This is a genomic window from Pseudomonas sp. LBUM1646 (genome assembly GCF_059716165.1).
Genome location: NZ_CP166810.1, coordinates 3,550,117 through 3,569,933 on the forward strand (window position 1 = coordinate 3,550,117; position 19,817 = coordinate 3,569,933).

The window sequence follows — 19,817 nt, forward strand, 5'->3', positions numbered from 1 at the left end:
AAGGCTGCGATCTTTTGATCCTGATTTTGATTTTCAGGATCAAGATCAAAAGATCGCAACCTTCGGCAGCGCCTACAAAAGCGCGGTGACCTGAGCTAAGGTGGTAGCAATTCTGCTTCTGTGAGTTCTCATGCCGCTCCTCGCCCGCACCCACCCTCGCCTGTCCTCTGCCGCGGTTCTTGGCCTGGCGGTGGGCATTCTGGCTCCGGCCGATTCGATCATCAGCAAAATCCTCATCGGCTGGAACGCCGGGGTCTGGACCTACCTGATATTGATGTTCTGGCTCGCGGCCCGTGCCAAGGCCCCCGACGTCAAGCGCATCGCCGAGATCGAAGACGAAAACGCCGGGCTGGTGTTATTCGTGGTGTGCATCGCCGCCATTGCCAGCCTGGCGACCATCACCTTCGAACTGGCCGGCAGCAAAGACCTGGAAACCTCACGCAAGCTGCTGCATTACGCCTTCACCGCTGCCACCGTGATCGGTTCATGGCTGTTGATCGGGGTGATTTTCTGCGTGCACTACGCCCGTCTGTTCTACACCTGGGATGGCAAGGAACCGGCATTGCGTTTCGCAGAAGGCCTGACCACGCCCAATTACTGGGACTTCCTGTACTTCTCGTTCACCATCGGCGTGGCGGTGCAAACGGCGGATGTCGGCGTCGCCACCCGGGGCATTCGCAAGATAGTACTGGCGCAGTCGCTGATCGGATTTCTGTTCAACACGGCGATTCTCGGCTTCTCGATCAACATCGCCGCCGGACTTTTCAGCTAAAGGCTGCACAAACGTTCTAGGCATCGACCGCGGCCGGGGCGTTAAATAAGTCGGCAATCCGTCTCACAGGTGCAGCATGAGCCCGCATAACTGGATCGACCTGGCCCAGGACGCCGACACCGGCATCGAAACCTTGCGCGCGCATTTCGAGGGCCACGCCTACGACCCGCACTGGCATGACAGTTATCTGGTGGGCGTCACCGAGCAAGGCGTGCAGCAATTCAACTGCCGCCGGGCCAGGCATCAAAGCACGCCGGGCAAGGTGTTTCTGCTGGAGCCCGGCGACATCCACGACGGCGAAGCGCCCACCGAGGACGGCTTCACCTACCGCATGCTCTACCTCGACCCCCAATGGCTGGAGCGTGAACTGAGCGCGCTGTTCGAAAACGCGCCGCTCAGTAGCCAACTGAGTTTCGCCAACACCCTGACCACCGACCCGCAACTGGCCCAGGCCACCAGCCTGGCGTTCCAGACCTTGCATGGCGGCGAGCTGAAAATCGTCCGTCAGACCGCGCTCGACGGTTTGCTCGAACACTTGACCCGCCACCTGCACTGGCGAACCCGCTACGCCGAAGACCCGCGCCTGCCGCTAGTGGCGCAAAAGGCCCGGGAATACCTGCACGCCAACGCCCACCTCGACATCGGCCTCGATCAACTGGCTGCCGCCACCGGTGTCGATCGCTTTCGCCTGACCCGCGCGTTCAAGGCTGCCTACGGGTTGGCTCCCCACGCCTATCTGGTGCAACTGCGCCTGTCCAAGGCGCGACGAATGCTCGCCAGCGGATTGCAACCGGCGGCGGTGGCGATGGAGCTGGGGTTTGCCGATCAGAGTCATCTGGGGCGCTGGTTTGTCCGGGCTTATGGGCTGACGCCGGCGATGTATCGCAAACGCTGCTCAAATCTTCCAGACAGGTAGCCTACGAGATTGTGAAGATCAGCCTCTATGATCTTCACCGGAGTTTGCCTGCGATGCTGTCTTCTTTCCCGACGTTCCTGCCCTTCCTGCTGTTTGCGTTCGTGGCGTCGATCACGCCTGGCCCGACCAACATCCTGGTGTTGAGCAACAGTGCCCGCTACGGTTTGGCGGCGGCTGTCCCGATCATCTTCGGCGCCTGTGCCAGCGCGGCGACCATTGTGTTGTTGGTCGGCACTGGCGCGGGCTCTTCGCTGACTTCGCTGCCCGTTGTACAAACCGCGATGCAGTGGGCCGGCGTGGCCTGGCTGAGCTACCTGGCCTGGCAGATCTTCTTCGCCCCGGCCCAAGCCCTCGCCCCTCAGGATACTCAGGCCAAGCTCGGAATGGGCGGTGCCGCCAGCCTGCAACTGATCAACCCGAAGACCTGGATGATGGCGCTGGCCGTCGTCAGTGTGTTCGCCGGTACCGGCGAACAACGCCTGGTTCATGTGGCCTACCTGTCGTTGGTGTTCTTTTTGATTTCCCTGCCCTGCCTCGGCGTCTGGGCCTTGCTCGGCGCAGGTTCCGCCCGGTGGTTACGTTCGCCCCGAGCGATGCAGCGTTTCAATCGGTTAATGGCTCTGCTTTTACTGGGTTCGGCGTGTTTAAGCGTGTTGGTCTGACTGCCACCCGTCGGCGTTCATGGCGCGATGGCCAACCATTCACTTGACGGAGGATTTGGTTTTAGTGTTTCCTGAAACCGGTTTCAGCGCGACCTTGAAGCGCAGGACCTAATAAATCCAATAAAAAGGCTTCAGACCGTGAACACATTTTCCGCCGCCCAGCGCAGCCGCGTCACCATGCTCGATGTCGCCGAACATGCCGGCGTGTCCAAGGCCAGCGTTTCGCGTTTCATCGGCGACGACCGCGCCCTGCTCTCCGACGCCATTGCTCAACGCATCGAGCAAGCCATCAGCGAATTGGGCTACCGCCCCAATCAAATGGCTCGCGGTTTGAAACGCGGACGAACCCGCCTGATCGGCATGTTGGTGGCCGATATCCGTAACCCTTATTCGATTGCCGTGATGCATGGCGTGGAAACCGCTTGCCGTCAGCACGGCTACAGCCTGGTGGTGTGCAACACCGATCGCGATGACGAGCAAGAACGTCAGCATCTGGCGTTGCTGCGCTCGTACAACATCGAAGGCTTGATCGTGAACACCCTCGGTCATCACCGCGATGAGCTTCGCGAACTGCATCGGGAAATGCCGCTGGTGCTGGTGGACCGCAAGGTTGAGCAGCTCGAGAGCGATTTGGTCGGGCTGGATAACCCCGCCGCCGTCGAAATGGCCCTCGCCCACCTTGAAGAACGCGGCTTTCGCGATGTGTTGCTGGTGACCGAGCCGTTTGACGGCACCAGTTCGCGGATTGAGCGGGTGAGCAGTTTCAAGACGCAGATTGCGCAGCGTCCGGCGCTGCAAGGCGCTGTCGTCGAAACCGGCAGCGACCTGGCCTCACGTTTGAAAACCTTCCTTGATGCAGCTGGCCCGGGGCCAAAAGCGTTGTTCTGTGCCAACGGGATTGCGGCGCTGGCCAGCACCCATGCGTTGCGTGAACTGGGCTGCAAATTGTTCGAGGATGTCGGGCTGATTGCCCTGGATGATCTGGATTGGTATCCGTTGGTGGGCAGCGGGATTACTGCGCTCGCCCAGCCGACGGCAGATATTGGCGCGAGTGCGTTTGAGTGTTTGCTCAAGCGGTTGCGTGGGGATGTCGGGCCTGTGCGTAATCTGGATTTTGCAGCGCGGTTGATTGTGCGTGGGTCAACCCGTGGGATTGTGGGTTGACTGTTCTGATGCCTTCGCGGGCAAGCCTCGCTTCTACAGGTTCGCGTAAGGCCGCACGATATTTGCCCACTGCCCTTCAATCCTTTTTTTTGAACAAAAATGAAACCGGTTTCAGAGGTAGATAACAATGAATAAACCACCCGTTTCCATCAGCCTGTCGAGCTACGGCGCCGACTTGGTCCGCCAACGCGGTCAAGGCAGTTTTGTCGATGTATTGGCCGCCGCCGGCGCCACGCGCATCGAATGGCGCGAAGAGTTGCTGACCCATGAAGAACCGGCGCAACTGGCCGACGCCACCCAGGCTCGCGGCCTGGAAAGCGTCTACTCCTCACCCATGGAGCTATGGCTGGCCGGTCAATCGAAACCCAATCCCGAGCTTGCCGCGACCCTGCAACGGGCCGAGGCCTTCGGCGCCAAATGGCTGAAAGTCTCGCTCGGGTACTTCACCGACAATAACGATTTGCAGACGTTGGCGCGGCAGTTGAGCCATAGCCCCGTGCACCTGTTGGTAGAAAACGACCAGACCTTGCACGGCGGGCGCATCGAACCGTTCCAGCGCTTTTTCAACGAAGTCGAGCAGCACAACCTGCCGATCAAGATGACCTTCGACATTGGTAACTGGCAATGGCAGGACCAGTCCGCCACCAGCGCCGCGCGGTTGCTGGGTCGGCATGTCGGCTATGTGCATTGCAAAGCTGTGGCGCGCCGGGCCGACGGCAAGCTGGTGGCGATACCGCCCGGCGCCGCCGACCTGCATGTGTGGGAACAACTGCTGCGGCACATGCCCCAAGGCGTAATGCGGGCGGCGGAATATCCGTTGCAAGGCGACGACCTGGTGCAACTGACCACCGAACACGTCGCTACCCTCGCCCGCCTTGGTCAATCACGGTTGGAGAGCGCGCATGTCTGAGATCGATATTCTGTCGTTCGGCGAAACCATGGCGATGTTCGTTGCCGAGCAGAACGGCGACCTGGCCGAGGTTGGCCACTTTCACAAACGCATCGCCGGGGCCGACAGTAACGTTGCCATTGGTTTATCCCGGCTGGGGTTCAACGTTGCCTGGCTGAGCCGGGTCGGCGCGGATTCTCTGGGTCGCTTCGTGATTGATACGCTGGAAAAGGAAGGCCTCGATTGCCGCCATGTCGAGATCGACCCGGCGCACCCGACCGGTTTTCAACTCAAGTCCCGCGCCGATGATGGTAGCGATCCGGTGGTTGAGTATTTCCGTCGAGGTTCGGCGGCCAGTCACTTGTCGGTGCAGTCGATTAAACCTGAGCTGTTGAACGCCAGGCATTTGCACGCCACCGGCATTCCCCCGGCACTCTCGGCCAGTGCCCGTGAGATGTCCTTCGAATTGATGACCCGCATGCGTGCGGCCGGACGCAGCGTGTCCTTCGACCCGAACCTGCGCCCGAGCCTGTGGGCCAGTGAGCAACAGATGATCAGCGAGATCAACCGCCTCGCTGCCCTCGCCCACTGGGTGCTGCCGGGGTTGAGTGAAGGTCGTCTGCTCACCGGTTTTGAAGACCCGGCCGACATTGCGGCGTTTTACCTCGATCAAGGGGCGGAAGCGGTGGCGATCAAGCTCGGGCCGCACGGTGCGTATTACCGCACGCATCTGGATCAGGGTTTCGTCGCCGGAGTGCCGGTGCAAACCGTCGTCGACACCGTGGGCGCTGGTGATGGCTTTGCCGTCGGCATGATCAGCGCCTTGCTGGAGAACCTCAGCTTTGCCGAAGCCGTGCAGCGGGCCAACTGGATTGGCAGCCGTGCGGTACAGAGTCGTGGGGATATGGAGGGGTTGCCGACCCGTTCCGAATTGCCCAGCCACATACCCGATCGTTCCCACGCTCCTGCCTGGGAATGCAGCCCGTGACGTTCTGCGTTACCGGGGACGCGGAGCGTCCTTAGAGGCATTCCCACGCAGAGCGTAGGAACGATCATCGAACACCGTTACCTGCTGCGACAAAAACAACAAGCTCAGGAGCACCATCATGAAAACCGCAACACTCGCCACCCGCCGCTGGTGGTACATCATGCCCATCGTATTCATCACCTACAGCCTGGCGTACCTGGACCGCGCCAATTACGGGTTCGCCGCCGCCTCCGGGATGGCCGAAGACCTGATGATCACACCGGGGCTGTCATCGATGCTCGGTGCGCTGTTCTTCCTCGGCTACTTTTTCTTTCAGGTACCGGGCGCGATCTATGCGCAGAAGCACAGCGTGAAGAAACTGATTTTCGTCAGCCTGATCCTCTGGGGCGGCCTCGCTACCCTGACCGGGATCGTCTCCAGCGCGTATTGGCTGATCGTGATTCGCTTCATGCTCGGCGTGGTTGAAGCCGCGGTAATGCCGGCGATGCTGGTTTATCTATGCCACTGGTTCACCCGTGCCGAACGCTCCCGGGCCAACACTTTCCTGATCCTCGGCAACCCGGTGACCATGCTCTGGATGTCGGTGGTGTCGGGCTACCTGGTGCAGCATTTCAGTTGGCGCTGGATGTTCATCGTCGAAGGTTTGCCGGCGGTGATTTGGGCCTTTATCTGGTGGCGCCTGGCCGATGAGCGTCCGGCCCAGGCCAAGTGGCTCAGCGACCAGGAGAAACAGGATCTGGAAAGTGCCCTGGCTGCCGAACAGGTCGGGATCAAAGCGGTGAAGAACTACGCCGAAGCCTTTCGCTCACCAAAAGTCATCGTGCTGGCCTTGCAGTTTTTCTGCTGGAGCATTGGCGTCTACGGCTTTGTACTGTGGCTGCCGTCGATCCTCAAGGCCGGTTTGCAGATGGACATGGTCGAAGCCGGCTGGCTCTCAGCGCTGCCGTATCTGGCGGCGGTGATCGGCATGCTCGCGGTGTCCTGGGGCTCGGACAAGTTGCAGAAGCGCAAACGTTTCGTCTGGCCACCCCTGCTGATCGCCTCGATTGCCTTCTATGGCTCCTACGCCTTGGGTGCTGAACATTTCTGGTGGTCCTACACCTTGCTGGTGATCGCCGGGGCCTGCATGTATGCGCCTTATGGACCGTTCTTTGCGATCGTCCCGGAAATCCTTCCGGCCAACGTTGCCGGTGGCGCCATGGCGCTGATCAACAGCATGGGCGCCCTCGGTTCCTTTGGCGGTTCTTATCTGGTCGGTTACCTGAACAGCAGCACCGGTTCGCCGGGGGCTTCTTATCTATTGATGAGCGGCGCGCTGATGCTCTCGGTGGTGCTGACGATTTTCCTCAAGCCCGGCGCCAGTGACCGGGTTGTGGCCAAGGCTGTTGTGAAACGCCCGATGGCTGCTCACCCTTGAATTGAAGTTGAGATGATAACCATGAAAAAGCAGGTTGTGCTGTACAAGAAACTCTCGCCGTTGCTGATGGCCCGCCTGCATGAGCAGACCGAAGTGACCCTGATCGACAACCTCAATGCCGACGGCCTGGCACAGTTGCGCGAGGCCCTGCCCCGCGCCCAAGGCTTACTCGGTGCCAGTCTGAAACTGGACGCTGAACTGCTCGATCTGGCACCGAACCTGGAAGCGATTGCCAGCGTCTCGGTGGGTGTCGACAACTACGACATCGAGTACCTGACCGAGCGCCGGATCCTGCTCAGCAACACCCCGGACGTGCTCACCGAAACCACCGCCGACACCGGTTTTGCGCTGATCCTGGCCACCGCCCGGCGCGTGGTGGAATTGGCCAACATGGTTCGCGCAGGCCAATGGAATCGCAACGTCGGCCCGGCGCAGTTCGGCACCGATGTGCATGGCAAGACCCTGGGCATCATTGGCATGGGGCGCATCGGTGAAGCGTTGGCCCAGCGCGGGCATTTCGGCTTTGGCATGCCGGTCATTTATCACAGCCACTCGCCAAAACCGGCGGTTGAACAACGTTTCAATGCGCAATACCGCAGCCTGCCGGAGTTGTTGCAGCAGGCGGATTTTGTTTGCCTGACCTTGCCGCTGACCGCTGAAACCGAAGGGTTGATTGGTGCCGAACAGTTCGCCTTGATGGGCCCGAAAACGATCTTCATCAACATTTCCCGGGGCAAGGTCGTGGATGAAGCGGCGCTGATCCAGGCCCTTCGCGAAGGGCAGATTCGCGCAGCAGGGCTGGATGTGTTTGAGCGTGAGCCGCTGAATCAGGATTCGCCGTTGATGCAGTTGAATAATGTGGTGGCGACGCCGCACATTGGCTCGGCGACCCATGAGACGCGGGAGGCAATGGCCAGGTGCGCGGTAGACAATCTGCTGATGGCACTAGCGGGTGAGCGGCCGGTGAATCTGGTGAATGCCGGGGCTTGGAAGGTCTGACGAAAGTTGATCGCTCCCACGCTCCGCGTGGGAATGCCTCTAGGGACGCAGAGCGTCACGGGCTGCATTTCCACGCGGAGCGTGGGAACGATCAGGCGCGCCGTACCTCCAGAAGATCCGCCGCACACAGCGCAATCCGCCGACACGCATCCGCCAGCTTCACCTGATCCACCACCAACCCCAGCCGAATATGCCCCGCCGCGCTCGGGCCGAAGGCTTCACCCGCCAGCACCGACACCCCATACCCTTCCAGCAGCCGCTCGGCAAACCCTTGAGCGCACAGCCCGGTCGGGCGTATATCGACCATTACGAACATCCCGCCATCGGGCACGATCGGCCGGATGCCCGGGCACGCGCTCAATCGCGCGCACACCAGGTCCCGCCGCTGGCGATACTCTTCGCGCATCTGCGCCACTTCCGGCAAATCCCCGTCCAGCGCAACTTGCGCAGCTTTCTGGACGAAATCCGGAATGCCAAACAGCATGCACAACGACAGGTGCATCAAGTGTTCGGCCAAGGGTTTTGGGCCGATTACCCAACCAACCCGCCAACCACTCATGGCATGGGATTTGGACAAACTGTTGAGGGTCGCGGTGCGCTCGGCCATGCCCGGCAAACTGGCCGGACTAACGTGTTCGCCGTCGTACAGCAAGTCGCTGTAGACCTCATCGCTGATCAGCCACAAGTCATGGCGAACGCAGAGCGCCGCCAATGCCTGCCAGATCGGTAACGACAGGCTGGCGCCGGACGGATTATTCGGACTGTTCAGCAAAATGACGCGCGTCTTGGGTGAGATCAGCGCCGCGACATCGGCCGGATCAACCCGAAAACCGTTCTCCGGTCGCACGGCCACCGGCACCACTTTGGCCCCGCAAGCGCCGAAAACGCCTTCATAGGTGACGTACATCGGTTCGGCGACGATCACTTCATCGCCCGGATCGAGCAGGCACTGTGCAACCGAGTACACCGCACATTGCGCCCCCGGCAACACGATCACATGCTCGGCATCCACCGACTGACCGCTGCGTCGCCGATGGCGGCTGGCGATGCTGGTGCGCAGTGCCCGCGTACCGCGTACATCCGAGTAATGGGTGTCGCCGGCCAAGAGGCTGTCGATGGCCGCCTGGACGATAGGCTTGGGCGTATCGAAATCAGGATCGCCCACCGACAGTAGCAATACATCAACGCCCTGCTCGCGCAATTCCAGCGCTCGATCATGAATCTGCCAGGCTGCCGCTCCGTCACCGGCGATGCGTTGGGTCAGGGCTGAATAGCGCATGTACTTCTCCTGTTGCGCGTGTTCCTGTCTCAACCCTATCTCAAATTACAAACCGCGCCACCATCGCATTCAAATCCACCGCCAAACGCGACAGTTCGTGGGTGGCGGCGCTGGTCTGGTTGGCACCCGCCGCAGACTGGTTGGCGAGGTCGCGGATGTTGACCAGGTTACGGTCGACTTCGCGGGACACCTGGGCCTGTTCTTCGGAGGCGCTGGCGATCACCAGATTGCGTTCGTTGATCAGGTTGATCGATTGGGTGATCTGCTCCAGGGCAACGCCGGCGGCACGGGCCATTTCCAGGGTGCTTTGGGTACGCTGGTTGCTTTGCTGCATCGAGGACACCGCTTCGCCGGTGCCGTTTTGAATGCCGGCGACCATTTTTTCGATTTCCTGGGTCGATTGCGCGGTGCGATGGGCCAGCGCCCGAACTTCGTCCGCCACCACCGCAAAACCACGCCCGGCTTCACCGGCACGAGCTGCTTCGATGGCGGCGTTGAGCGCCAGCAGGTTGGTCTGCTCGGCAATGGCGCGGATCACGTCCAGCACCTTGCCGATGTCACGACCTTGCGCGGCCAAGCCTTCGATCATGGTCGCGGTGTTTTGCACGTCGTGGGTCATGGTCTGAATCGCGTCGACGGTTTCCACCACACGGTTGCGACCTTCGCGGGCCGCTTGAGTCGACTGATTAGAAGCTTCGGAAGTCGACACCGCATTACGCGCCACTTCCTCCACCGCGGCGGTCATTTCATTGACCGCAGTGGCGGCTTGTTCGATTTCGTTGTTCTGCTGTTGCAGGCCGCGCGAGGCTTCTTCGGTGACGGTGCTCAGTTCTTCAGCGGCAGCGCCCAGCTGAGTGGCGGAACCGGCAATCTGCTCGATGGTTTTACGCAGGTTGTCTTGCATGGTGGACAAGGCACCGAGCAGGCGGGCCGGTTCGTCCTTGCCGTCGACGGTGATCACTTTGATCAGGTTCCCACCGGCAATGGTTTCGGCGGCCTGCACGGCGCGATTCAACGGTTCGACGATGCTGCGAGTCAGCAGCCAGGCCAGCAACACGGTCATCAGGGCCGCGACCACCGATACCGCGATGATGCCGTTGGTGGCAAAGGAATACTGGTCGCTGGCTTCGGCGTCGGCCGCCGTCGCATCGGCTTTGTTGATGGCGATCAGTTTGTTCAACTGCTCGCCCATCTGGTCGGTGCCATCCTTGATCCGGGTGTTGATCAGCTTACGCATTTCATCCAGCTTGTCCTGCCGCGAAAGGTCCAACATCTCGCGCTGGGCTTGCAGGTAGTTGTCCAGAGTGGTGGCGAACGTTTTGTACAACGTCGCTTCGTCACCGCCGGCCGGCAATGCCGCATAACCGGCTTGCGCCTGTTTGACCTTGTCCACCAGCACGCCAATGCGGGTTTCGGCTTCTTGCAGGCTCGCGGGCTCTCGGTTCACCAGCACACGGAACGAGAGAATACGCAGGCGCAGCACGTTTTCGGTCATGGCGCCGAGGAGGCCGACGCTGGGCAGTTGATTGCTCGCCATGTCCACGGAGGCCTGGCGGATGATCGACATGCGATTGACCGCAAACACACCCAGCACGATCACCAGTAAGGCGATGAAGGCAAAACCGAGGAACGCTCGAGGCGCGATATTCAGATTACGCAGGGACATAGGATGATTCTCGGGTGGGTGAGCGTCGAAGCATCCGTGCCGTAATCACTTTCCGGGGAGGCGTGAAGGCCGACCGGATAGCTTGGCGGCACTGTTGTAATAGGTTTGTGCGCGCCTACGAGGGTTATCGGCCGGGCTTGAGGTTTTTTGCAGGGGAAGGAGAAATATATTTCAAGGGGTTACGGGTGTTTCAGCGGTGAAACACCACCTTAAAGGTGCGAGCCCAAGTTTTGTAGCAGCTGTCGAGCACCGCGAGACAGCGTTCGGCGGCGAAGCCGTCGTAAAATCAGCCACCGCGGTGTTTCAGGTAGACCGCGATTGAAGGGTTTACGACGGCTTCGCCGCCGAACGCTGCCTCGCGGTGCTCGGCAGCTGCTACAGGTCAGGCGTTGCGAGCTGCAATGCGCCAAACCCGCGCAATATCGCTCGCCCGCTCCCGCAACAAGCGCGGCGCCTCGGCGCACGCCTGCTCCAACGTCATCGGCCCGCTCGCCAGGGCAAACGCCGCATCAATCCCGTGCTCATACAGTTCCTGATAGCCGTCCCCCAGGGTCCCGGCGATAACAATCACCGGCACACCCTGCTGCCGCGCAATCCGCGCCACGCCGAACGGCGTCTTGCCGCGCAAGGTCTGGGCATCGAAACGGCCTTCACCGGTAATCACCAGATCCGCGCCCTCAACCGCTTTAGCCAGGCCAACCAGTTCCGCGACCACTTCCACACCCGCCTGAAACTGCGCACCCAGAAACGCCTTGGCCGCAAAACCCAGGCCACCCGCCGCGCCGCTGCCCGGCTCGTCGCGCACGTCTTTATTCAACGCCTGCGCGCACAGGTCGGCGAAGTGCCCAAGGGCTTGATCCAGTTGCTGGACTTGCTGCGGTGATGCGCCTTTCTGCGGGCCGAAAATCGCTGACGCGCCATGAGGGCCGCACAGTGGATTGTTGACGTCAGCGGCGATGTCGAAGCGCACCGCGTTCAGGCGTGTATCGATTTCGCTCAGGTCAATGTTTGCCAGTTGTGCCAGCGCCAAACCGCCCGGTGCCAGAACCTGTCCTTGTCCGTCGAATAGTTTGACGCCTAAGGCCTGCATCGCCCCGGCGCCACCGTCATTGGTGGCACTGCCGCCAATCGCCAGGATTACCCGCTGCGCCCCAGCGTCGAGTGCGGCGCGAATCAGTTCACCGGTACCAAACGTGCTGCTGATGCACGCATCGCGCTGCCCCGGCGCAACCAATTGCAAGCCGCTGGCCTCGGCCATTTCGATGATTGCGGTGTGGTTGTGCGGCAACCAGCCCCAAGCCGCCTGGACCGTTGCGCCTAACGGCCCGCGCACCGTTGTGCGACGCAATTCACCCGCGCACGCCGCCAGAATCGACTCGACCGTCCCTTCCCCACCGTCGGCCATCGGGCACTTGAGCAATTGTGCGTCCGGCCAGACCTCGGCCAATCCCAGTGCGATGGCATCGGCTACGCCCTGGGCACTCAGGCTGTCCTTGAACGAATCGGGGGCGATGACGATTTTCATGAGCATTCTCCGTTTTCAATGCGTCCATGCTGCCAGTTGCCCGGAGTGATGACGCCGGTCCGCTGCACAAGCGGGCGTGACGTTTATTGTTCATTTCTACAAACCGGGCGTTGCTGATGCAAGACCGCTTTTGTAGGAGCTGGCGAAGCCTGCGATCTTTTGATTTTGTTTTTAAAAGGCAAAGTCAAAAGATCGCAGCCTTCGGCAGCTCCTGCGGGACGGTGAGCGTCACTCGGTTTGCGGAAGCAGTTGCACCCCAAGGTACAGCGCCAGCATCCCGTCCAGCCGCAACGGATCAACCCCGCTCAACTCGGCAATCCGCTCCATGCGATAACGCAAACTATTGCGATGAATGCCCAGTGCATCGGCACACGCCTGGCTCTGCCCATCGTGGTCGCACCAGCTGCGCAGGGTCGCCAGCAATTGGCCGTTGTTGTCCTTGGCGATGACTTTGCGCAATGGCTTGAGCAGTTCGTCCAGGGCATCGTCGTTGCGATGCCGCCAGAGCATCACCGGGAGCCGATAACGGTTCAGCGTCAGCAACCGCGAGCGCGGCAACACATCGCGTCCATAGGCCAGCAAATCCCCGACCCGGCGATAGCAGCGGCGCAAACCCGGCAGCCCATCGGCCTGCCCGCCCACGGCAATACGCAGAATATTCCAGCCCAGGCTGTCGAGTTTTTCCAGCAGCCGTTCATGTTCGATCGCCTGGCTCGCCGGCCGGCACCACAGCAGCGACGACGTGGCGGAACTCACGCACCAACTGTCGGGATAACGACTGATCAACCAGGCGCTAAGGGCTTCGACGGTCTGCCCCGGCCCGTGCTCCAGGCCCAGTTCGAACAGATACGGCACCCGCGATAGCTGAGGCTTCAGGCCCAGTTGTTGCGCTTCATCCACCAGGCGCGGCGAATCCCCGGCATCGGTCAACAGCAACGCGAGCAAATCATCACAACGCTGGCGCCGCCATTGCTGCTCGGCCTGTTGATTGCGCTGGCCCACCAGCATCTCGGCAGTCATCCGCACCAGCTCGGCGTACGTGCGCAGTTGCTCGGGTTCGCCGGTAATGCCAAGGACGCCGATCAGCCGCTGATCGAGCAACAGCGGCAGATTGATCCCCGGCTGCACGCCTTTGAGATGAATCGCCGTTTGTGCGTCGATCTCCACCACGCGCCCGTTGGCCAGCACCAGTTGCGCGCCTTCGTGGCGGGTGTTGATCCGCTCCGGCTCGCCGCTGCCGAGAATCAGACCCTGGCTGTCCATGACGTTGACGTTGTACGGCAGGATGGCCATGGCCCGGTCGACGATGTCCTGGGCCAGGTCGTGATCGAGTTCAAACATTGGGCAGATCCTTGAAATCGTGGTGGGACGGGTTGTTCACCCGCACAGGCCTTGTTGGCAAACCCTGTGCTCAGGCACAAAGACAACCACCCAAGCGGTGGCCGAGACTCACAGGGCGATCAACGTTACCCTTTGCATCGCAAAAAATCATAATAAAGAGAGAGCCCGCCATGTCACAGAGCGCAGCCGTTACCCAGACCATTGCTGACGAAAAAAACGCCGTCTACAAACGCATTACCCTGCGGTTGATCCCCTTCATCTTCATCTGCTACCTGTTCAACTACCTCGACCGGGTGAACGTTGGATTTGCCAAGCTGCAGATGCTCGACGCACTGAAATTCAGCGAAACCGTGTACGGCCTCGGCGCCGGGATCTTCTTTATCGGCTACGTGCTGTGCGGCGTGCCGAGCAACCTGGCCCTGACAAAGTTCGGCCCACGGCGCTGGATTGCGCTGATGATGATTGTCTGGGGTTCGCTCTCGACTTGCCTGCTGTTCGTCACCACGCCGACCGAGTTCTATACCTTGCGCCTGTTCACTGGCGCGGCCGAAGCCGGGTTCTTTCCGGGCGTGGTGCTCTATCTCTCGCAGTGGTTCCCGACCTTCCGCCGTGGCCGCATCATGGCGCTGTTCATGTCGGCGATCCCGGTCTCCGGCCTGCTCGGCAGCCCGTTTTCCGGCTGGATTCTCAACCACTTCGCCGCGGGCCAGGGTGGTTTGGCCGGCTGGCAGTGGATGTTTTTGCTGCAAGGGATTCCGACGGTGATCCTCGGCGCCCTCGCCTACTTCCTGCTTAGCGACAGTTATGCCAATGCCAAGTGGCTGACGCCTTTTGAGCGCGAAGTGCTGGAAGCGGACCACGCTGAAGACTTGGCCAACAAACCGAAAACCACCACTGACTCGCTGCTGGCGGTGTTCAAGAACCCGGCGATCTGGGCGTTTGGCTTGATCTATTTCTGCATCCAGAGCGGCGTTTATGCGATCAATTTCTGGCTGCCGTCGATCATCAAGAACCTGGGGTTCAGCGATAACCTGGTGATTGGCTGGTTGAGCGCGATTCCGTACCTGTTGGCGGCGGTGTTCATGTTGCTGGTCGGTCGGTCGGCGGACTTGCGCAAGGAGCGTCGCTGGCATTTGGTGGTGCCGATGTTGATGGGCGCTGTTGGTCTGTTGATCGCGGTGAACTTCGCGACCACGCCGGCCATTGCGATTCTCGGCCTGACTATCGCCACCATGGGCGCCCTCACCGGTCTGCCGATGTTCTGGCCGGTGCCGACTGCTTTGCTCAGCGCGGGTGCGGCGGCGGGTGGTTTGGCGTTGATCAACTCCATGGGGCAGATGGCCGGATTCCTGAGCCCGTACCTGGTGGGTTGGGTCAAAGACAGCACCGGGTCGACCGATGCGGCGTTGTATCTGCTGGCGGGCGTGATTGTTTGCGGCAGTGTGTTGGCGTTGCGGATGACGCGCACCCTGCGCGCCTGATGATCGTTCCCACGCTCTGCGTGGGAATGCAACCCGGGGCGCTCCGCGTCCCATCCGGAGCCGAACGCGGAGCGTCCGTTGAGGCATTCCCACGCGGAGCGTGGGAACGATCAAAACCTAGTCATATTCCGGTTGCTCCCGACAGTCGTTCTGGTATTTGATTGAAGCCTTTTCCTCACCGACAAAAGGATTCGTTCATGAGCTATCGCACCCTTGGCCATTCCGGATTACAGGTGTCCACCCTGACCCTGGGCACCATGATGTTCGGCGAACAGACCAGCACCGAAGATTCCCTGCGGATCATCGACAAGGCCTGGGACCAGGGCATCAATTTCATCGACACTGCGGACGTCTACACCAACGGCCGCTCTGAAGAGATCGTCGGTGAGGCGATAGCCGGCAACCGTCACGAATGGGTACTCGCCACCAAGGTCGGTTTCGGCCCGGTGGATGGTGTGCCGAACCGCAGCGGCCTGAGCCGCAAGCACATTTTCAACGGCATCGACGCCAGCCTGACCCGCCTGGGCACCGACTATGTCGACATCTATTACCTGCACCGCGAAGACCACAACACGCCGCTGGAAGTGACGATATCAGCCATTGGCGACCTGATCCGCCAAGGCAAGATCCGCTATTGGGGCCTGTCCAACTACCGTGGCTGGCGTATCGCCGAAGTGATTCGCGTGGCCGACAAGCTCGGCGTTGACCGGCCGGTAATCAGCCAACCGCTGTACAACATCGTCAATCGCCAGGCCGAAACCGAGCAAATCACGGCAGCCCACGCCTATGGTTTGGGCGTTGTGCCTTACAGCCCATTGGCGCGCGGCGTGCTCAGCGGCAAATACGCACCGGACGTCACGCCGGACGCCAACAGCCGTGCCGGGCGTCAGGACAAACGCATCCTCGAAACCGAATGGCGCGTCGAGTCGCTACGCATTGCCCAGCAAATCCAGCAATACACCCTGGGCCGTGGCGTCGGTATCGTCGAATTCGCCATCGCCTGGGTGCTCAACAACAGCGCCATCAGCTCGGCCATCGTCGGGCCGCGCACCGAGGAGCAGTGGGATGCCTATACCAAGGCGCAGGCGGTGAAGATCACGGCGGAAGATGAGGCGTTTATCGACTCGCTGGTGACACCGGGGCACTCCTCGACACCGGGCTTCAATGATGTGAGCCATTTTGTCTCGGGCCGTAAACCCCGCAACAACTGACTCGGACTGATCGTTCCCACGCGACCCGTGATCGTTCCCACGCAGAGCGTGGGAACGATCATCTGTGAACGATCTTGATCAATCAGACAATGTTCTAAGCTAAAACCACGTATCCTCCGCACCCCGTTTCACGCTCAACCCCGCGAGGACAGTTTGTCTAAAGGTATCGCTTTATCGGTCACAGCCTCGGTGCTGTTTGCCGTCATGTATTACTACACCTCGCTGCTCACGCCCTTGAGCGGCGTAGAAATATTCGGCTGGCGGATGCTGCTGACTGTGCCCTGCATGACGGTGTTCATGGTGGTGTCCGGCGAATGGCGGCGCTCGCTCGACATCCTCAAACGCCTGGCCGGCAAACCCAAATTGTTCGCCGGTCTGGTCGTCTCGGCGACGCTGCTTGGCCTGCAACTCTGGCTGTTCATGTGGGCACCGCTCAACGGCTACAGCCTCGACGTGTCACTGGGCTATTTCCTGCTGCCGCTGTCGATGGTACTGACCGGACGGATCGCTTATGGCGAGCGTTTGTCCTACTTGCAAAAGATCGCGGTATTTTTCGCTTCCCTCGGCGTACTCAACGAGTTGTATCAGGTGGGCGGTTTCTCCTGGGCGACCTTGCTGGTGGTCGTCGGCTATCCCCTGTACTTCGTGTTGCGCAAATGGCTGGCGACCGACAACCTCGGCGGTTTATGGCTGGACATGACCTTGATGCTGCCAGTGGCGTTCTGGTTCGTCTGGGGCGGTGAACAAGGTTTCGGCGTGTTCGATCAATACCCGTGGCTATCACTGCTAATCCCTGTACTCGGGTTGATCAGTGCTTCGGCGCTGGTGGTCTACATCATCGCCAGTCGACTGTTGCCATTCAGCCTGTTCGGCTTGCTGAGCTATGTCGAGCCGGTGCTGTTGCTGGGGGTGGCGTTGCTACTGGGGGAAAGCATCAAGCCTGGGGAATGGTTGACCTACATTCCGATCTGGTTGGCGGTAGTGGTGTTGGTGTTTGAAGGGTTCAAGCACCTGGTCCGGCAACGCCGCCGTCCAATGTAGGCGCGAGGCTTGCCCACGAAGGCGTCCTTGAAGGCGCCAAAAGCTTCGCGGGCAAGCCTCGCTCCTACGGACAGCAAAAACGAAAAAGCCCGGTCAGCAGTAATGCTGACCGGGCTTTTCTATTTCTGTAGTGGCTTAGTCGGTGGACAGCACACCACGACGAACCTGATCGCGCTCGATCGATTCGAACAACGCCTTGAAGTTACCCTCGCCGAAACCATCATCGCCTTTACGCTGGATGAATTCGAAGAATACCGGGCCCATCAGGGTTTCCGAGAAGATCTGCAACAGCAGGCGGCGGTCGCCCGACTCGGAAGAGCCGTCCAGCAGAATCCCCCGCGATTGCAGTTGATCGACCGGCTCACCATGGTTCGGCAAACGGCCTTCGAGCATTTCGTAATAGGTTTCCGGTGGCGCGGTCATGAAGCGCATGCCGATTTTCTTCAGGCGATCCCAGGTGTCGATCAGGTTGTCGCTGAGGAACGCGACGTGCTGGATACCTTCGCCGTTGAACTGCATCAGGAACTCTTCGATCTGCCCGGCGCCCTTGGACGATTCTTCGTTCAACGGGATACGGATCATGCCATCCGGCGCGGTCATGGCCTTGGAGGTCAGGCCGGTGTATTCGCCCTTGATGTCGAAGTAACGGATTTCGCGGAAGTTGAACAGCTTCTCGTAGAAGTTGGCCCAATAGGCCATGCGCCCGCGATACACGTTGTGGGTCAGGTGATCGATGATCTTCAGGCCCGCCCCTTCCGGGTTGCGGTCAACGCCTTCGATGAACACGAAGTCGATGTCGTAGATCGAGCTGCCTTCACCGAAACGGTCGATCAGGTACAGCGGCGCGCCGCCGATGCCTTTGATCGCAGGAAGGTTCAGCTCCATTGGACCGGTTTCGATGTGAATCGGCTGGGCGCCGAGTTCCAGGGCACGGGCAAACGCCTGTTGGGCGTTCTTGACGCGGAACGCCATGCCGCACACCGACGGGCCGTGCTCGGCCGCGAAGTACGAAGCGACGCTGTGGGGTTCGTTATTGAGGATCAGGTTGATCTGGCCCTGGCGATACAGGTGCACGTCTTTGGAACGGTGGGTCGCGACCTTGGTGAAGCCCATGATCTCGAAGATCGGCTCCAGGGTGTTCGGGGTCGGCGATGCGAACTCAATGAATTCAAAGCCCATCAGGCCCATCGGGTTTTCGTATAAATCTGCCATGGTTGGCGCCTCATCATCATTTTTAGAATTAACGGATCGTTAGTTGCTAGCAATGCTGACGCTGACGGGTGGCGCGCAGGAGATGCCGCGCACGCTGCGGGCGAGGAAGTCACCGTAGATCAGTTGAAACCCAAAACTCTTCATTGTCGACCCAAGGCTCTTGCGGGCGAGGCTTCTGGTGTCAGAAGTCGTTTATTATTGTATGCGTAACCCGATTCTACACAGCGTAAAACGGTTTGTCCGCCTTCTGTATCAAATCCCCTTTTTCGCGGCCGACGCAAGCGGTTTGTTGCACAGATAAATCCCCGCCAGAATAAGCCCGCCGCCCAGGCACATGGTCAAGGTCAACTGCTCGCCCAGCAGCAGTGCGCCGAGGATGACGGCGGTCAGCGGATTCAAGGCAATGAACACACCGGAACGGGTCGCACCGATTTTACGGATGCCGTCGTAATAGCCTATGTAGGCCAGCGCCGAGCCGAGTACGCCCAAGTACATCAGGCTCAGCCATTGTTGCAGCCCAAGGTTGACGAGCGCCTCGACACTCAACTCGCCGCGCGCTGCACTGGTCAGCCAGAGCATGGTCGTGCCCAGCAGAATCGAGTAGGTCACCGTCTGCACCGGCCCCAGCGTTTGATTCAGCTCCTTGGAAAACAGCGAGTACACGCCCCAACTCAATACGCAGCCGAAGATCAGTAGATCGCCGATCCACGCATCGGCATTGGCCGCCAGCAATTGCGGGTTGCGGCTGGCAATCACCATCCCGGCTCCAGCGATGCAGATCGCAATTCCTGCCACTTTCGCCCGGTTCAAGCGCTCCTTGAACAACAGCCACGACGCCAGGCCAATCACCGCCGGGTTCAGCGCCACGATCAATGACGCCCGCGACGCATTGATGTAATGCAACCCGTAAAAGAAGCACAGGTTGTAGAAGAAGATCCCGAAAAAACCCAGCAACGCCAATTGCAGCCATTGTCTGAGGCTGGGTCGCACCAGTGGTACTCGAGCCAGCAGCACAAACACTAGCAATGCGAAGCTGGCGAGCAGAAACCGCAGGCTTGCGGCAAACAACGGGCTGAGGCTGTCGGCCAGGAAACGTCCGGCCACGAAAGTCCCGCCCCAGATCATCGTCACCGCCACTAACTTCACATACACCGGCACATCCGACGGTTTCGTCAGGTTTTGCTCATAGCTACTCATAGGTCACCAGAAGAACAGATGGCGTATCATCCGGCTAATATCTGATCATCGTAAAAT

17 protein-coding genes and 1 pseudogene are annotated in these 19,817 nt (G+C 60.3%); 11 read left to right on the forward strand and 7 right to left on the reverse strand.

Annotated features, from left to right (window positions below; all coding sequences use genetic code 11):
- The first annotated feature begins 130 nt into the window (after positions 1-130).
- The 8 genes from ACA071_RS16340 (at position 131) to ACA071_RS16375 (ending at position 7,807) form a co-directional block, all read left to right on the forward strand.
- Positions 131-772 carry a DUF1345 domain-containing protein gene (locus tag ACA071_RS16340; RefSeq protein WP_497640113.1) on the forward strand — a complete coding sequence of 214 codons (642 nt, stop codon included), beginning with the start codon at positions 131-133 and terminating at the stop codon, positions 770-772.
- A gap of 76 nt (positions 773-848) precedes the next feature.
- The gene (locus ACA071_RS16345; RefSeq protein ID WP_497640114.1) at positions 849-1,688 is read left to right on the forward strand and encodes an AraC family transcriptional regulator; all 840 of its coding nucleotides are present in this window, start codon (positions 849-851) and stop codon (positions 1,686-1,688) included.
- A 53-nt stretch (positions 1,689-1,741) separates the two neighbouring features.
- Positions 1,742-2,350 (forward strand): LysE family translocator, encoded by a 609-nt coding sequence (locus ACA071_RS16350; protein ID WP_497640115.1) that lies wholly within the window; start codon positions 1,742-1,744, stop codon positions 2,348-2,350.
- A gap of 138 nt (positions 2,351-2,488) precedes the next feature.
- Positions 2,489-3,514, forward strand: coding sequence for a LacI family DNA-binding transcriptional regulator (locus ACA071_RS16355; protein WP_497640116.1), 1,026 nt, complete (start codon positions 2,489-2,491; stop codon positions 3,512-3,514).
- A gap of 127 nt (positions 3,515-3,641) precedes the next feature.
- Entirely contained in the window at positions 3,642-4,424 is a 783-nt protein-coding gene (locus ACA071_RS16360) for a sugar phosphate isomerase/epimerase family protein (RefSeq protein WP_497640117.1), read from the forward strand.
- Positions 4,417-5,391: a sugar kinase gene (locus tag ACA071_RS16365; RefSeq protein WP_497640118.1), complete on the forward strand. Its 975-nt coding sequence runs from the start codon at positions 4,417-4,419 to the stop codon at positions 5,389-5,391. Before ACA071_RS16360 ends, ACA071_RS16365 begins: the two co-directional genes overlap by 8 nt.
- 118 nt (positions 5,392-5,509) lie before the next feature.
- Positions 5,510-6,808 carry an MFS transporter gene (locus ACA071_RS16370; protein WP_497640119.1) on the forward strand — a complete coding sequence of 433 codons (1,299 nt, stop codon included), beginning with the start codon at positions 5,510-5,512 and terminating at the stop codon, positions 6,806-6,808.
- Between the two features lie 21 nt (positions 6,809-6,829).
- Positions 6,830-7,807, forward strand: coding sequence for a 2-hydroxyacid dehydrogenase (locus tag ACA071_RS16375; protein ID WP_497640120.1), 978 nt, complete (start codon positions 6,830-6,832; stop codon positions 7,805-7,807).
- A 91-nt stretch (positions 7,808-7,898) separates the two neighbouring features.
- On the opposite strand, the gene ACA071_RS16380 is transcribed toward ACA071_RS16375, so the two are convergent.
- The 5 genes and pseudogenes from ACA071_RS16380 to ACA071_RS16400 all read right to left on the reverse strand — a co-directional run bounded on the left by ACA071_RS16380 (position 7,899) and on the right by ACA071_RS16400 (position 13,618).
- The gene (locus ACA071_RS16380) at positions 7,899-9,086 is read right to left on the reverse strand and encodes a pyridoxal phosphate-dependent aminotransferase (protein WP_497640121.1); all 1,188 of its coding nucleotides are present in this window, start codon (positions 9,084-9,086) and stop codon (positions 7,899-7,901) included.
- 40 nt (positions 9,087-9,126) lie between these two features.
- On the reverse strand, positions 9,127-9,990 hold the full coding sequence (locus ACA071_RS16385; RefSeq protein ID WP_497645323.1) for a methyl-accepting chemotaxis protein: 864 nt from the start codon (positions 9,988-9,990) through the stop codon (positions 9,127-9,129).
- Positions 9,985-10,752: pseudogene (locus ACA071_RS16390) on the reverse strand (MCP four helix bundle domain-containing protein); the annotation flags it as partial. The gene ACA071_RS16385 and the pseudogene ACA071_RS16390, both read right to left, overlap by 6 nt.
- A gap of 382 nt (positions 10,753-11,134) precedes the next feature.
- Positions 11,135-12,277 (reverse strand): glycerate kinase, encoded by a 1,143-nt coding sequence (locus ACA071_RS16395; RefSeq protein ID WP_497640122.1) that lies wholly within the window; start codon positions 12,275-12,277, stop codon positions 11,135-11,137.
- Positions 12,278-12,505: 228 nt separating this feature from the next.
- The gene (locus ACA071_RS16400) at positions 12,506-13,618 is read right to left on the reverse strand and encodes a sugar diacid recognition domain-containing protein (protein ID WP_497640123.1); all 1,113 of its coding nucleotides are present in this window, start codon (positions 13,616-13,618) and stop codon (positions 12,506-12,508) included.
- 170 nt (positions 13,619-13,788) lie between these two features.
- Between ACA071_RS16400 and ACA071_RS16405 the strand changes: the two genes are divergently transcribed.
- From ACA071_RS16405 to rarD, 3 genes are all read left to right on the forward strand, one after another.
- The gene (locus ACA071_RS16405; RefSeq protein ID WP_497640124.1) at positions 13,789-15,099 is read left to right on the forward strand and encodes an MFS transporter; all 1,311 of its coding nucleotides are present in this window, start codon (positions 13,789-13,791) and stop codon (positions 15,097-15,099) included.
- 197 nt (positions 15,100-15,296) lie between these two features.
- Entirely contained in the window at positions 15,297-16,310 is a 1,014-nt protein-coding gene (locus ACA071_RS16410; RefSeq protein ID WP_497640125.1) for an aldo/keto reductase, read from the forward strand.
- A 153-nt stretch (positions 16,311-16,463) separates the two neighbouring features.
- Positions 16,464-17,351 (forward strand): EamA family transporter RarD, encoded by an 888-nt coding sequence (gene rarD / locus ACA071_RS16415; protein ID WP_497640126.1) that lies wholly within the window; start codon positions 16,464-16,466, stop codon positions 17,349-17,351.
- A 135-nt stretch (positions 17,352-17,486) separates the two neighbouring features.
- On the opposite strand, the gene hppD is transcribed toward rarD, so the two are convergent.
- Both hppD and ACA071_RS16425 read right to left on the reverse strand, forming a co-directional pair.
- A complete protein-coding gene (gene hppD / locus ACA071_RS16420; protein ID WP_169369353.1) occupies positions 17,487-18,563 on the reverse strand; it encodes a 4-hydroxyphenylpyruvate dioxygenase in 1,077 nt (358 codons plus the stop codon).
- Between the two features lie 252 nt (positions 18,564-18,815).
- Positions 18,816-19,760: a DMT family transporter gene (locus ACA071_RS16425; protein ID WP_497640127.1), complete on the reverse strand. Its 945-nt coding sequence runs from the start codon at positions 19,758-19,760 to the stop codon at positions 18,816-18,818.
- Between the last annotated feature and the right edge of the window lie 57 nt (positions 19,761-19,817).

What these genes read in the sequence shown, in the direction of transcription:
- ACA071_RS16340 (WP_497640113.1), top strand. Translation starts at nt 131, where the DNA reads ATGCCGCTCCTCGCCCGCACCCACCCTCGCCTGTCCTCTGCCGCGGTT.
- ACA071_RS16345 (WP_497640114.1), top strand. Translation starts at nt 849, where the DNA reads ATGAGCCCGCATAACTGGATCGACCTGGCCCAGGACGCCGACACCGGC.
- ACA071_RS16350 (WP_497640115.1), top strand. Translation starts at nt 1,742, where the DNA reads ATGCTGTCTTCTTTCCCGACGTTCCTGCCCTTCCTGCTGTTTGCGTTC.
- ACA071_RS16360 (WP_497640117.1), top strand. Translation starts at nt 3,642, where the DNA reads ATGAATAAACCACCCGTTTCCATCAGCCTGTCGAGCTACGGCGCCGAC.
- ACA071_RS16365 (WP_497640118.1), top strand. Translation starts at nt 4,417, where the DNA reads ATGTCTGAGATCGATATTCTGTCGTTCGGCGAAACCATGGCGATGTTC.
- ACA071_RS16370 (WP_497640119.1), top strand. Translation starts at nt 5,510, where the DNA reads ATGAAAACCGCAACACTCGCCACCCGCCGCTGGTGGTACATCATGCCC.
- ACA071_RS16375 (WP_497640120.1), top strand. Translation starts at nt 6,830, where the DNA reads ATGAAAAAGCAGGTTGTGCTGTACAAGAAACTCTCGCCGTTGCTGATG.
- ACA071_RS16380 (WP_497640121.1), bottom strand. Translation starts at nt 9,086, where the DNA reads ATGCGCTATTCAGCCCTGACCCAACGCATCGCCGGTGACGGAGCGGCA.
- ACA071_RS16385 (WP_497645323.1), bottom strand. Translation starts at nt 9,990, where the DNA reads ATGCAAGACAACCTGCGTAAAACCATCGAGCAGATTGCCGGTTCCGCC.
- ACA071_RS16395 (WP_497640122.1), bottom strand. Translation starts at nt 12,277, where the DNA reads ATGAAAATCGTCATCGCCCCCGATTCGTTCAAGGACAGCCTGAGTGCC.
- ACA071_RS16400 (WP_497640123.1), bottom strand. Translation starts at nt 13,618, where the DNA reads ATGTTTGAACTCGATCACGACCTGGCCCAGGACATCGTCGACCGGGCC.
- ACA071_RS16405 (WP_497640124.1), top strand. Translation starts at nt 13,789, where the DNA reads ATGTCACAGAGCGCAGCCGTTACCCAGACCATTGCTGACGAAAAAAAC.
- ACA071_RS16410 (WP_497640125.1), top strand. Translation starts at nt 15,297, where the DNA reads ATGAGCTATCGCACCCTTGGCCATTCCGGATTACAGGTGTCCACCCTG.
- hppD (WP_169369353.1), bottom strand. Translation starts at nt 18,563, where the DNA reads ATGGCAGATTTATACGAAAACCCGATGGGCCTGATGGGCTTTGAATTC.
- ACA071_RS16425 (WP_497640127.1), bottom strand. Translation starts at nt 19,760, where the DNA reads ATGAGTAGCTATGAGCAAAACCTGACGAAACCGTCGGATGTGCCGGTG.